The organism is Enterococcus sp. LJL128 (assembly GCF_056924295.1).
Window position 1 is genome coordinate 41,252 of record NZ_JBXPBP010000021.1, and the last position, 14,045, is coordinate 55,296.

General features: G+C 39.9%; 12 protein-coding genes. 3 read left to right on the forward strand and 9 right to left on the reverse strand.

What is annotated here, in order from left to right; genetic code table 11:
- Nucleotides 1–12: 12 nt before the first annotated feature.
- A complete protein-coding gene (locus tag AC1Z3K_RS17145) occupies nucleotides 13–909 on the forward strand; it encodes a LysR family transcriptional regulator (protein WP_461733412.1) in 897 nt (298 codons plus the stop codon).
- A gap of 408 nt (nucleotides 910–1,317) precedes the next feature.
- Nucleotides 1,318–3,885: an HAD-IC family P-type ATPase gene (locus AC1Z3K_RS17150; protein WP_461733422.1), complete on the forward strand. Its 2,568-nt coding sequence runs from the start codon at nucleotides 1,318–1,320 to the stop codon at nucleotides 3,883–3,885.
- Between the two features lie 530 nt (nucleotides 3,886–4,415).
- On the opposite strand, the gene AC1Z3K_RS17155 is transcribed toward AC1Z3K_RS17150, so the two are convergent.
- The 4 genes from AC1Z3K_RS17155 to mafR all read right to left on the reverse strand — a co-directional run bounded on the left by AC1Z3K_RS17155 (nucleotide 4,416) and on the right by mafR (nucleotide 8,793).
- Nucleotides 4,416–5,108: a hypothetical protein gene (locus AC1Z3K_RS17155; protein ID WP_461733413.1), complete on the reverse strand. Its 693-nt coding sequence runs from the start codon at nucleotides 5,106–5,108 to the stop codon at nucleotides 4,416–4,418.
- Nucleotides 5,109–5,202: 94 nt separating this feature from the next.
- Nucleotides 5,203–5,682 (reverse strand): hypothetical protein, encoded by a 480-nt coding sequence (locus AC1Z3K_RS17160; protein WP_461733414.1) that lies wholly within the window; start codon nucleotides 5,680–5,682, stop codon nucleotides 5,203–5,205.
- Between the two features lie 426 nt (nucleotides 5,683–6,108).
- Nucleotides 6,109–6,564, reverse strand: coding sequence for a hypothetical protein (locus tag AC1Z3K_RS17165; RefSeq protein WP_461733415.1), 456 nt, complete (start codon nucleotides 6,562–6,564; stop codon nucleotides 6,109–6,111).
- Between the two features lie 771 nt (nucleotides 6,565–7,335).
- The gene (gene mafR, locus AC1Z3K_RS17170; protein WP_461733416.1) at nucleotides 7,336–8,793 is read right to left on the reverse strand and encodes a global transcriptional activator MafR; all 1,458 of its coding nucleotides are present in this window, start codon (nucleotides 8,791–8,793) and stop codon (nucleotides 7,336–7,338) included.
- Nucleotides 8,794–9,396: 603 nt separating this feature from the next.
- Between mafR and AC1Z3K_RS17175 the strand changes: the two genes are divergently transcribed.
- Entirely contained in the window at nucleotides 9,397–10,026 is a 630-nt protein-coding gene (locus AC1Z3K_RS17175; RefSeq protein ID WP_461733417.1) for a hypothetical protein, read from the forward strand.
- 149 nt (nucleotides 10,027–10,175) lie between these two features.
- Here AC1Z3K_RS17175 and AC1Z3K_RS17180 read toward each other — a convergent pair whose 3' ends face one another.
- The 5 genes from AC1Z3K_RS17180 to AC1Z3K_RS17200 form a co-directional block, all read right to left on the reverse strand.
- The gene (locus tag AC1Z3K_RS17180) at nucleotides 10,176–10,901 is read right to left on the reverse strand and encodes an ABC transporter permease (RefSeq protein WP_426082031.1); all 726 of its coding nucleotides are present in this window, start codon (nucleotides 10,899–10,901) and stop codon (nucleotides 10,176–10,178) included.
- The gene (locus AC1Z3K_RS17185; protein ID WP_426082032.1) at nucleotides 10,885–11,817 is read right to left on the reverse strand and encodes an ABC transporter ATP-binding protein; all 933 of its coding nucleotides are present in this window, start codon (nucleotides 11,815–11,817) and stop codon (nucleotides 10,885–10,887) included. The genes AC1Z3K_RS17180 and AC1Z3K_RS17185 overlap by 17 nt, the downstream gene beginning before the upstream one ends.
- Nucleotides 11,818–11,899: 82 nt before the next feature.
- Nucleotides 11,900–12,853, reverse strand: coding sequence for a sensor histidine kinase (locus AC1Z3K_RS17190; RefSeq protein ID WP_461733418.1), 954 nt, complete (start codon nucleotides 12,851–12,853; stop codon nucleotides 11,900–11,902).
- Between the two features lie 5 nt (nucleotides 12,854–12,858).
- Nucleotides 12,859–13,554, reverse strand: coding sequence for a response regulator transcription factor (locus AC1Z3K_RS17195; RefSeq protein ID WP_461733419.1), 696 nt, complete (start codon nucleotides 13,552–13,554; stop codon nucleotides 12,859–12,861).
- Between the two features lie 292 nt (nucleotides 13,555–13,846).
- The coding region (locus AC1Z3K_RS17200) for a hypothetical protein (RefSeq protein ID WP_461733420.1) at nucleotides 13,847–14,045 on the reverse strand (199 nt) is incomplete at its 5' end.

Here is a 14,045-nt window from a genome sequence, read left to right on the forward strand (position 1 = left end):
AGTGATCCAATTATGAATCTGAGACATCTTGAATACTTCATCGCTCTTGCTGAATCAGAGCATATGCGCCTAACTGCTGAACAGTTAAATACCTCACAGCCAAACATCAGCCACGCCATTTCCATGCTGGAAGAAGAGCTTGGCGCAAAGCTTTTTGAAAAAAAGGGCCGCAACATCTACCTTACAAGATACGGGAAGCTGTTTTATCAACATGCAGTTTCCGGACTCCAACAACTCTATACAGGAAAACGCCTCATTCAGGAAATGGTGGATCCTCAGACAGGACATATTCAGCTGGGCTTTATTTATACGATGGGGTCTATTTTAGCTCCTCAGCTGACCAAGGATTTTCTAAGTATAGAAGAAAACCACAAAATTCAGTTCAACTTTTCTCAGGGAAACTCTCTTGATATTCTGGAACTGTTGAAAATAGATGAGATTGACATTGCCATCTGCTCCAAGGTCGCTGAAGATCCATCAATACAATTCAACCGTCTGGTCCAGCAGGAAATTGTCGTTGTCGTTCCAAATAAACATCCTCTCGCAAATAAAGATGAGGTTTCCTTAAAGGTCCTAACACAAGAAGCCTTCATCTACTATAATAAGCAAAGCGGCATCCGCCCTTATATTGACGAGGTGTTGGCAGCCCAGCAAATCAAACCGAAGATTGTTTTCGAAGCGGAGGAAGACCATAGTATTCTGGGATTTGTCGGCTGTGATTATGGTATTGCTATTATGCCGGATATTCCTTCAATCTCAGCCTACCCAGTCAAAAAATTACAGATTTCAGATACACTGCTGCCGCGCTATATTTATCTTGCTACAAAAAAAGACCGTAAGATGACGCCGGCAGTCCAGCGCTTCTATGATTACTGCCAGCAATCCGCTCAATATCTTATAGAAAATTAAAGCTGAGCTAAAAGTGTTTTGCTTCAAGAAATAAGCCGGACTACACTAAAAATGGTTCCATACACATTTTCAGTGTAGTCCGGCTTATTTTCAAAGAGACAGCTTTGAGACTACCGTTTATTCAGGTTTTAGGAGTAGAAAAAGTTGAAGATTTTTATGTCCCACTCCTGTTCGTCTTACCTACGCTTCTTACAGCCGCCCTCTCACCATTTTATTAAGCCAAACAGATTTTTTCATACCTCTCTGAAAAAGCTGACCTAAAAAATAGACATAATCCCCGTATACTACAACTATAGTTTCTGTTAAACAAATCAAATACACTTCTATTTTTCTATATCGGACAGCAAAGCTATGCTTCCTAGATAGAATAAGTAGGCAGACTATATAAAATTATAGGGGGAACAAATGATGAAATGGCATAATCTTACAATAGAAAAAACGACACAAGAATTAAACGCAGCAACCACAGGTCTTACGAAGCAGCAAAGGCAACACAAGCTGCAGCAGGAAGGGGAAAATATTCTTAGTGAAAAGAATCAGCTGAAGACCTGGCAGAAAGTCGGAAAGCATTTTACCGATTTACTGATGCTGGTCTTAATGGGCGCTGCTTTTCTCAAGGGAATAACCGGCAGCTATGCAGAAATGGGCATCATCCTTGCAGTAGTTGTTATCAACGGCTTAATCGGCTATTTTCAGGAAAGAAAGGCAGAGGAATCCTTGAACGGTTTAAAGCAAATGATGGGACAAGAGGCCGTTGTATTGTCCGAAGGAGGCCGACAAACCATTCCTTCTACTCAATTAGTTACAGGGGATATTGTTCTGCTCCATGCTGGAGATGTCGTCCCGGCAGATATCCGTATTCTGGAAACCCATGAGCTAATCATCGAGGAATCTGCCTTAACTGGTGAATCTTTACCAGTAGAAAAACAAACCGAGGAATTACCAGCAGATACGCCTTTAGGAGACAGAAGTAATCTGGCTTTTTCAGGCACACTCGTTCAAGCTGGTTCAGGTAAAGGTATCGTAGTAGAGACTGGCGATAAAACTGAGATTGGTCAAATTAATGCTGCACTACAATCCGTACAAAAGCAGACAACACCACTAATTAGAAAAATGAATCAGCTGAACAAACAGATTTTTAAAGGCTTGATTTTCTTTATCTTATTTCTGGTATTCTTTACAACCTTTAGATACGGAATGGATTTGAACCTGATTCTCTCCGCCAGTATTGCCCTGATCGTTGCAGTCATTCCTGAAGGTCTGCCGGCAGTTCTCACCATGATTCTTTCCATGGGCGTCAAGGAAATGGCACAGGAAAAAGCAATTGTTAAAAGTATGCCTGCTGTAGAAACACTCGGTGCAATGACGGTCATCTGCTCAGATAAAACAGGAACACTAACCAAAAATGAAATGACAGTCGTTGACCTGGTATTGCCCAAAGATATGGAAAAAACACAGGCGGAAGCTCAGTTGGCTGCTATTATGAACAACTGTCAGGAGCTAAAGCTCAATGAGGAGCAAACCATTGAAGAGTTGAGCGGCAATCCTACAGAGCTGGCTTTGCTGAAATATGCAGACAGCTTTTCAGCTCCTTTACTGGCGAAGCTGGATAAAATTCCCTTTAGTTCTTCCTACAAGTACATGGCCACCCTGCATGAAGCATCAACAGAAAACCATGTTATTTATATCAAAGGCGCACCGGAAGTTCTTCTTCAGAAAGCGAAATTAACCCCTTCAGAAAAAAGCTACTGGGAAAAAGAAGCTGCGGAGATGGCTCAAAATGGCCGCCGGGTTCTTGGCTTAGCTGTAAAATATCTTCCAGTGAATGAGGAGCTTTCCCACGAAAGCCTGGAAAATCTAACAATGGCTGGCTTAACTGGAATTATTGATCCACCGAAGGAGTCAGCCGTACAGGCTGTCAGAGAAAGCCTGCAGGCGGGTATCTCTGTAAAAATGATTACTGGTGACCACAAAGATACCGCTCAAGCCATCGGCAAACAGATTGGACTGCGTCACACCTCGCATGTTTTGGAAGGCAAAGACATTGATTACCTGACCGATGAAGAGCTTCAGAAGCAAGCCACAGCAATCGATATTTTCGCCCGGACAACACCCGAGCATAAGCTGAGAATCGTTACTGCCCTACAGAAAAACGGCGAAGTAGTTGGTATGACAGGTGATGGCGTCAATGATGCCCCTGCTTTAAAAAAGGCAGATATTGGTATTGCTATGGGAATCAAAGGCAGCGAAGTAAGTAAACAAGCAGCAGATATGGTGCTGGCCGATGATAACTTTGCGACAATCACACGGGCTGTTAAGGAAGGCAGACGGATCTTTGATAATCTGAAGAAGACCATCAATTTCTTCCTGCCAACAGCTTTAGCACAAGGATTAATCGTCATTTTTGCCTTAATGGCTAATCGGCCGCTGCCGTTGACACCTGTTCAGATTTTATGGGTAAATATGGTAACCACCATTACACTTTCATATGCACTAGGCTTCGAGCCGGCTCATGAGCAGATCATGAAGCGGATGCCAAGAAATCCAAAGGAGCAAATCCTCTCAGCCTACAGCCTATTCCGTATCGTATATGTTTCCTTGCTCATCACAGTACCGGCGTATCTGTTAGCCATGCAAGCAGATAGTCTGGCTGTTCAGCAGACCATGCTTCTGCAAAACATCGTTCTGGCACAGGCCTTTTACATGATTAACTGTCGGGAGCTGCTTGACCGGTCTCTTAATAAAAGCCTCTTCAAAAACAGGGCCCTTTTTATCTCTCTTGGCTGTTTAGCATTCTTACAAGGTGCCGTGCTGCTCTTACCAATGGCTCAGCAAATACTAGGCACAACTAGCTTGACTCTCACTCAACACCTGCCAATTCTACTAAACACTATCGGCATTTTCCTGATAGTTGAAGCAGAAAAGTTTGTTTCTAAGAAAATAGCGAAGAAGAAAAGGAAGGAAGCAGTCGTATAGTCATTCAGAATAAGATAGTACATCCTTGTAGAAAAGAACTTGATATATTCAGCACATCCCTTTAATAATGGAAAGAGGTTGAGACAGAAATGGTTAGCTTCAAGCACCAAGTAGGTACTTTTCAGCATCTGCTCTACTTACGCAGTAAGTAATCACAGTGATTCAAAGCAATAAGCAGGAAATTACGAAAATGACAGTCAACATGAAGGTAAACCATTCGACGTTGACTGATTCCTACCTGGTGCACCACAAAGTTTTGCTAAATTCCGGCTTATTGCCGAAGAATTTGCTCCTGCGGTTACTCGTCGCAGTTAAGTACTTTGCTTGTGCTCCTGCGATTACTCGTCGCAGTTAAGTGCTTTGCGTGTGCTCCTGCGGTTACTCGTCGCAGTTAAGTGCTCGTATGTATTACTGTCTCACCGTTTATTCGGATTTAAGCATACTAAAAGTCTGGGAATTTAGTTATGTCCCAGACTATTTTTCATTTCAAAAAAGCGGTGCTTCTCTTTTTCTACAGAATTATCCAAAGCTTATATCCCAAAATGAACAATAATTTTATTTTCTGCTGCTGCAGTTTTTAGAATACTTTCCAGTGTATCCCACTCTTCACCGATAAAATATGCCGCCTGCTCAGATTCATTTCCATGTAAATAATCGGCAATTACTTCAAGAAAATGTTGCGCTATTGCTGGTGTGATAACCGTTATTCCATAGTAGTTAAAGCCTGGTCCAAATTCCTTAGCCGTCTGCCAATACATCTCAATATTCTTAAATACGTTGTAGTTTTCCATAATAAATTGATCTTGAATATCAATCGTTTCATTTCGAAACGCCCAAAAATCTTCATCTTCTGATAGCGTATCCCGCAATGCAAAATTATGAATTAAGCCCCCGTAACTGGGGCTGCCATCCAAATGTAATACCTGCTTTTTATCAGCCAATGCTGCATTCAAAAAGTTCATAAATTTTCTATACTCAGCTTCATTCTCGGCGTTCAACGTCAGAATTGCTTTCAGCCGTTTAATATTTTGCTCGTCCAATACTGTCCCGTAACGACTTAGACCAAAAACCGTTTCATCAGAGGAGTATTCAATGAATTCATCGTTTTTCAGACTAGGTTCTATTTTTTTTATCAGCTTGTCGGAAATTCGGATAAAATCTTCCTCTTTGAAACAGCTACAATCAAAGTGTCCATCATAAAAATGAAATTTGTGATTTAACAATCGCAGTCCTCCTTATTCGTAATATAAGTCAATGCTTCTTTTATCCCCTGTAAAATAACCTTTGAAATAAGCCGCATTTAATTTTTCAAATATTCTATACTAGCAATTCTTTTTTTAGAATACTAACCCCATCAGAAACAACATTTTTGATATCATGCATCTCCTCACCGCTCCATGTAGGTACATACTTTTCACCGGATGTGTTAATAGCGGGAAGGTTATTCCCATAAAATAATTTTTCGTATATATGATGAAAATTATCCGTTCCTAAAAAAGGGAAAGCTAGTGAATTCGAGATATCTAATGAAATATTCCAAAATAAAAGGACTTCTTCACAGTCAACATGCATTAATCCATTTTCAAGCTGCTTTTCTAAATGTTCAATATTATACGTAGTTACGCCAGTTCCAAGTGACAGTTTTTTCTCTTTCACATATGCTTTCAACTCAATAATACTATCAAATTTAATTAATTTACCTTCTTCAATTATTAACCCATCCGTATCATCTGTATACCACAAACAAAAAAATGAACGGTCTGCAAACTGAAATTCAACAACATACAACTGTTCCATAATGGGTTCTCCTTATAATTAAACTTAGTCATTCAAAACCTCGTCTTCATCAAAAAATTGTTATCTTAAACTTCGCTGCGCTTTCATTGTTGGAAATAGTATAGTAATCAACTTCCCAGCGATTATTGTATTTATTGATGAAGGACAAATCAAAATAGCTATATTTCACACATTATTTCTTCATACAACTTCATAATCATAGAAACCATGCTTTAAGTCAATAGAATATTTTCAAAAAATAAATTTATTTTTTAAAGTTATTAATTTACGAACAAAAAAACAAATAGACCGTACAATCAACAGATTATTTTTACATATAAAAAGAGCTGATTAAAAACAACTATCAGCTCTTGTACCTGTATTTATGCTATTGTCTCCCATGAAAATTACTTCTTTGCTATCAAGAATATGCAGCTGCTAAAAAGCTCATCGCTCCGCTAAATATTCCTCAAGCGCCTTGTCTAATTCGTCTTGCCGAGATACCAACAGGCCTTTAATATCGGCAACAGTCATTCCATTGGGATCTGTTTCGGAATCAACCTCTACGGTTGTCTTTACGCCTTCTATGATAGCGCTCCCCTTAAGAACAGTATGGTCATCCAGCAAAACAATCCGCTCTTCATCCTTGTATTGGTGCAAAAATTCAATTATTTCTGCTGTCGTTAAGTAACCAAATGCTTGATGAATGCCTTCACTGTCTACCTCAGAAAAAGACAGTGTGCGGGATTCTACCTGTTTTTCTTCCTTAACAGGTGATAGCTGACTGCTTTCCTGTGAACTCCTTTTAGTTTCAGCAGGAACTGGGCTTTTATTACCTCGAACGAAAACAACAACAATAACGACTACCGCAAGCACCAATATACTCCCTAATCGCTTCTTCATACTAAGTCCTCCTTTTTAAGTAAGTAGTTAAATAAAAGATTCTACAGTTATCATCATAAAAATCTTCAGATAAGTCAATAGCTTTATTTAGGCCTTTTCATTTTTAAATAGGTAAACGTTTGCTGATTTAAAGCAAAAAAAGACTGTGACATTAGTATGCCTCAGTCCCTTAAACCTGGATAAACGGTGTTTCAGAAGTAACTCCTTTGACAATAAGGTGAAAATTCGCAAAAAGTTTGTGGAACATCAGGTAGGAATCAGTCAACAGCGAATGGTTTGCCTTCGTGTTTCCTGTCATTTTCGGAATTTCCGCCTTATTGCTTAGAATCACTGTGATTGCTCTTTTGAGCAGAGCAGATGATGAAAAGTACCTACTTGGTGCTTAGAATCACTGTAATTGCTCTTTGAGCAGAACAGATGATGAAAAGTACCTACTTGGTGCTTAGAATCACTGTAATTGCTCTTTGAGCAGAACAGATGATGAAAAGTACCTACTTGGTGCTTAGAATCACTGTAATTGCTCTTTGAGCAGAACAGATGATGAAAAGTACCTACTTGGTGCTTAGAATCACTGTAATTGCTCTTTGAGCAGAACAGATGATGAAAAGTACCTACTTGGTGCTTAGAATCACTGTAATTGCTCTTTGAGCAGAACAGATGATGAAAAGTGCCTACTTGGTGCTTAGAATCACTGTAATTGCTCTTTTGAGCAGAGCAGATGATGAAAAGTACCTACTTGGTGCTTGAAGCTAACCACTTTTCATAACCTCTTTATAAATACAAATATTGGACAGCTTCTCTGATTGTCTGCAGCTCATTTTGGGTAGGAACAGAAGAAATATAAATAACTTGCTGGGAATAGTTATGCTTCAACGGCTGATTGGATAGGATGATATCCGCTGGTTTCATTTGAGACACATCCAGTTCATCTGTATTCAAGGCTTCAACATGTACCCGGCTGCCAATCATATCCTGCAGCTCCTGTAGAAGGAAGCTTTTCCAAGCTGGTTCTCCCTGAAAAATGAAATATGCTGTAATCCGACGCGGAGCTACTGAAAATATCGCTTCCTGTACCAATAAGGCTGCTACACTGACAACATAATCCGAATGAGGCAGCCGTTCCAGTAAGCCCTGTTTCTTCATTTCATCGTAAACAGCTTGATAGAGTGCTGGAAAACGTTCCTGACTAAGTAGAAGAATTTCCTGATACTCCAGTAAAAATTTATCAGACAAGCGCTTGGATTCATAGTATTTCAGCAGAAAAAGCACCAGATTGTCCAATAGAGAAGAGTCTGAAAGCTTATTTTGTTGGAAGGCGGAACTAAAACGCTGGATGAAATGCTCACAGCCAATAAACAGTGATTCATAAGCTTCCTTCAGTGTTTCTCTCATCTGGTCAGTCAAAGCATTGTAATTCCAGCTTTCCAAAAAACAAAAGAACGCATAGAAGTGCTCCTGCTCTTTTCCCTTTAACCGGATTCCTTCCAATTGATACAAGTGCTCTAACTTTTCCTTATATAGTGTAAAAAGAATATCTTCTGTATTAAAGCGAAATTCTTCAATTAGACAGCCCGCCTTAATTCGGATGGTATTAATAAAAAACCAACAGGTTCCAAATATCTGCTCGGTTGATATACCCAGCATCGTTTTATCCAGCTTTGCCAAAAAGTCGATATAATGTCTTTCATGAATTGAGTAGTCCTCAAAGAAAAAGCTATCATGAGTAAATGGCACTAGCAGCCGATGATAAAATACCCGAATACTGGATTCCTCCCCCACCCATTCAAATGCAGACTGAGAAAGATTAATTTGCAGATGAATACTTTTAAGAGCCTTGTTCAGCTTGCCCACCTGCCGCTTCAAGGTTTCGTAGGATAAGCCTTTATCGTTTAAAAAGGATTGAACAGGTACCTCTTTTACTGTGAGTAATTCTTTTACAATTAAAATACCTATTGAATCCTTCATAAAGAATTCCCATACCTCATTAACGGTCCCTAAATTATCCGATACAAGAGATAGACCCGAATTACCATCTGCCTCCAGCTGCCAGCCTTCCGGCAGTTCCATACGCAGGCTTTGAAGATCATTGAAGACTGTTCGTTCAGAAACCTGCAGTTCCTCAGCCAGCTCTTTGGCTGTCAACTGCTGATGATTGATTAGCTTTTCCAGAATCGTAATCTTTCTTCTGATATCCTTCTCGGTAATCAAGCGTTTAGCCATTGCATACATCGTCTTCCTCCTCATTAGAAAGAGTTTGGGACATAAGTAAATGCCCGAACTCTTCTTTCTCTAAAATCCGAATAAACGGCGTTCCAAAAGTAGCTCACTACACTTCGTTCCGATAGCATCAACTTCTAAGTGCTAAAAGCACTAAGAGTTGAAGTTCTCGGAAATAAGCCGAACTATCTCAAAAATATGAAAAGCTCCAAGTAGGTATCAATCAACAGCTACTCGGTTCCCTCGTAGTGTTTCTTGACAATTTTCGGATAATCCGTCTTATTGCTGTGAAACACAGTGAAGGATGAGCTGATGTTGAACAGTACCTCCTTGGTTCTCAGAGCTAAACACTTTTGGCTCGACCTCTCTCAAGCACTTAGTGCTGAAAATCGCTTGCTCGTGAAGCTAGACATTAGCCAAATGCCTCCCTTGCTTTTCCTTGATATTAGTGTGTTTACACCTGTAAATAGCTCTTATTCTCTTTACCAGCAAAAAACAAAAACAGCTGCTCATAAAAAGTATACGTTTTTTTATTCCTTTCCTCAATTAACACCCCTTTGATTATTTTCAATGGTACAATAATAAAAAATGGCTACTGAGTAAAAGGAGGAACTGATGGTCTTCTCATCTATCGAGCTAACCCCAAACAGGCACTATAATCAGACGCTTCGAATCAACGAACAGCTTCTGCCGGAGTTATTGTATAACCTCACTAAGGATGAGGTTATAACTCAGCTGTCTTTCGTCTGGAATCAAAAGCTCTACTCGCTTCAAGAAACGAACTACATTCAAAAGCAGCTAAGAAATAAAGCCGATGGAAATATTCCGTTATTATTATGTCCAGATGACTGGGATTTTTCCTGCACAATTGTTGTTGTAAAAGTTAAACACTATGCAGACCATACCTGTTGGGAGAAAATCGGCTACGTTAGTCGAGAAAACTATTCTTTTGAAAAAATGATGCGTTCCGGCTATATGGATTATTCCACTTGGACCGCTGGTGATTTTGAAAACTATTCAGAAGACTATTTTTTTAAATCAGCACCCGATATCAAGTGGGATACGCTGTGGTCCCAAGTCTGGCCGGAAGAAGAGCGCCGCAGAATCTGGAATTATCTTCACCCCTTCTTTAATGATGACCACAATATTAGCTGGTTAACTGACTTAAACTGGATCTTTGAACGCTCGTTATACGACCACTTCATTCACCAGGTAACCACACTTTGCCAAAACGATTCCTTATGAAAAGTTAAACAAGCTCATTCAGCGCTCGAGCAATACATGCGAATCAGCCTCATGATAGATGTCTGTCTCATGAGGCTGATTCGTATTTATTCGGTTTTAACGGCTGGCTCATACGATTAACACATTCCCCATTTCAAAAAATGAGCTTTTTAGATTTCCTGCCGTTTAAAAGCAACAATAGTCAGAAGCAGCCCTGCAATGGCAGTTGTACTCACTGACAGCCAAGCTATCCATAACTCGCTTCCGCTTAAATCAATGGCTGTTAGAGAAAATGCCGCAGACCAAGGAATAATGACTGGCCAGCTTCCCGGCAGGCTGACTCCTATTACAGTCAATACAGCCAGCAAGATGCCAACCAAAATGGTGGGGTAGAAGAGCTGTCTCTGTCGAACGCCTATCCAGCCTAGCGGTAGTAAAACGAATGCGATAGTCACTGTAGAAATCAGAAACTTGATTGAAATGTCTGCAAAGCTTAAATCCTGCAGATCAAAAATTTGGCGATAGCCCAGATAAACTACAATAAAGGTAAAGAGATATATTAAGCAGTGCAGCAGGAGCCAGACAATCAGTTTAGCGACAATAATTTTTGTCCGCGGCACTCCTGTAACTAGGAGATTTTTAATGGTTCGATCACTATATTCCCGATGAATCAAGTAACCCAGAACCATTGAGCTGAGAAAGAATATGACTAGGAAATTACTAATCCTCAACATCTCAATCAGCCAGTCTTCTTGATTGATTCGTTCAACTCCAGATGGAAAGGCCACATCTTTTAGTACAGCCAGCAATGTAAATAGGAAGCTGCTGCTGAGACAGACAATAATCAGCGAGTTGCGTTTCAGCTTTAGGAACTCTGTTTTAATGGCTGAGAGCATGCGAATCACCTCCTAAAAGCTGATTGAAATATTCTTCGAGATGGAAGGTTTGATGAGACAATTCAGAGACAGCAATTCCACTTTCTACAAAGATTTTAGTAATTGCAGCCGGATTGATTTCTGCTGCATAGATATGCAGATAATTTTTTCCAGACACCTCGTAATCATGAATGTCCAACCGTTCTTCCAACAAGAACGCTGCTTGTTTTAAATCATTGACTCTAACTTTCAAAAAATCTCTTCGGCTGCTTTTAAGCTCCTCTAAACTGATCTCTTTCACTAAGCGTCCCTTATTCAGGACACCAATCGTATCAGCCATTTGTTCAATTTCAGAAAGAATATGACTGGAAATCAAGATAGTGGTCTTATATTTCTGATTTAGAAATATGAGCATCTCTCTAATCTCCCTGATACCTATCGGATCCAAACCGTTAATCGGCTCGTCCAATATCAAAAGCTCTGGCTCATGGAGTAGGGCTGCCGCAATTCCCAGCCGCTGCTTCATCCCCAGTGAAAAGTGCTGAAACTTCTTTTTCCCGGTTTGATCCAAACGGACATTTCTCAACGTCGTTTCAATAGCACCCTTTTGTGCGACGCCTCTCATTTCAGCAAAAATTTTCAAGTTTTCATAGGCAGTTAAATTTCCGTAAAAGGCTGGCTCTTCAAGCAAGGAACCGGAACGGGTATAGATCTCTCTGTTGTGATGGTTCAACAATTCATCCATAAATACGATAGTTCCAGATGTTTTTCGCTGCAGACCAAGAATCAGCTTCATCAAAGTTGTTTTTCCTGCCCCATTGGGTCCTAATAAACCATAAATTTTTCCAATCGGCAGATGTAGATCCACATGATCTAAAATGAGCTGATTATTTATTTGCTTTGTCAGGTTTTTGGTTTGAAGCATCCATTTGCTCATAATTCTTGCTCCTTTCCTGTTAATTCAAGCATAGCACCTAAATCTTACAGACATCTTACTCAAATCATAATAAATACTGATTTTAGCTATCTGTATTACCTGAATCCTTGGAAAGGCAAACCTCAAACAAGCTGCCTAAGCCTGCTTCACTAACAGCTTTGATGTCTCCATTCATCCGACTAACCAGCTCCTTAGCAATCGCCAGTCCCAAACCAGAGCTGGAGGCTGAACGAGCCGGATCACATTTATAAAGCTTTTGAAAAATAAACGGTAAATCCTTGGAGGAAATTCCAATACCATTGTCTTGAACGCCCAAATAAACAGTCTTTTCATCTTCTTTTAAATACAGATGCAGCGCTGTAGCCTGACTATGCATTAGGCAATTCTTTAACAGGTTTTCCATTACACGCGTATACGCCAGCTCATCCAGCGACAGATAGACGGCCTCTTCAGGAATATCGATTTGATAGTTTATTTCAGCTTTTTCAAACAAGGGAATCCACAGGGCAGCGATTTCTCTGGTTAGCTCGCCCAAATCAAAAGGTTTTCGTTCTTCCAGCTCAACCGGCGTCTCTTTACTGTCCTCTAGTTTAAACCATAAAAAAATCTGATCTGTCAGCCGCTGCAGCTGCTGAGCTTTTTTTAGAATTAAGGGCAGATACTCATTCATCAGCTTTTGCTCATCCAAATATCCTCCTTCCAACGCTTCCAGATAGCCAATCAAAGAAGTCAGCGGTGTTCGAATATCATGGGAAAGATGACTTAAAAAGCTTTTTTGAGACTGTTCAATCTGTTCCAGCTCATAGATCCGCTCATTTTTTTGTGCATTCAATTGATTAATTGAGAAAGCTATATCGGCTAGCTGTTCATTTTCAGCCAGAATAATTTTCTGTTGAGAGCTTTTTTCACTGGCTAAATTCGCCAATACACGATTAATTTGTTCCAGCTGCTGGTTCATTTTCCGACGATAGGCTGCATGATACAGGAGACAACCTAACCCAAGAATCACACCAGCAGCCGCAAGATATATTGTCATACTGGTCAGCTCCCCTCTGGTTTGAACCGGTAGCCAACACCCCAAACCGTTTCTATATACTGTTTATTCTCTGCTTCCTGATTGATTTTTTGGCGAATTCGGCTAATACAGGTCATTACTGTATTATCAGATTCTAAATATTCTTCCTGCCAGACCTGCTGATACAACTGCTGCTTCGTAAAAACCTGTTCTGGATACTGCAGGAAAAAATGCAGCAGCTTGTATTCAAATTCTGTCAGCTCTAATACACTTTCATTTAATCGAATACGGTGGAATTTAGGCTCAACTTTAAATGCGCCAACTTCCAGCACCTGCGCTGCTGTCTGGCTGTTATTATTAAACTGAGTCGAACGGCGAATTTGAGATTCTACACGGGCAACTAGCTCATGAATACTAAATGGCTTGGTTAGATAATCATCTGCACCCAGCCGAAGACCGGAGACCTTATCTGACTCATGCTCTTTAGCTGTCAGCATTAAAATTGGCACTACACTATTTTTTCTTATCTCCCTCAATACATCAAAGCCGCTTAGCTTAGGCAGCATTACATCTAGAATAATCAAGGAAAAGTCTTTTTCTCCGGCAAGCGCCAAGCCTGTTTCTCCATCAGCAGCAGAAGTTACCTGATAGCCCTCCGCCTCTAAGCACTGCTCCAATAACCGACATAGCTCACGATCATCATCAATAATTAATATCTTCATTCTAATCCCCCTTACGTTGACTAAGACCTAGCTTAAAACTCCACTAAAATCTCTAAAAATTCATTTCCTCAATAGTGTCCAAGTAATCCTTAGCTAAAGCTTCTATATACAAAAACTATCTGTCAAATCGTTAAAAAAGATAACTTCGCCGTCCCTAGTTTGCCATTTAAAGTCTTAAATAGCATAATTCTTATTCCAATAATTGATATAACGGATTTCACGTTATATCAAGTTTAGATACCAACAAACTGAAACGATTTTGCATACATACATCTCCTAATAAAGATTTTTATCAACTCTGCAGCTCATTCGCCAGTAACTGTTGTGTCCGTTTATCATCATTATACAGCATACAAAAAGGGAGTGGGACATAATCCACTCTCAAAAAGAAAACAAGCTCGATTTTGATGATGAATGTCAAAATCGGGCTTGTTTTTTCTTCTTCCCTTCTCTTTCTCTCCATATATTTTCCTAATTTTCTTAGATTTAGT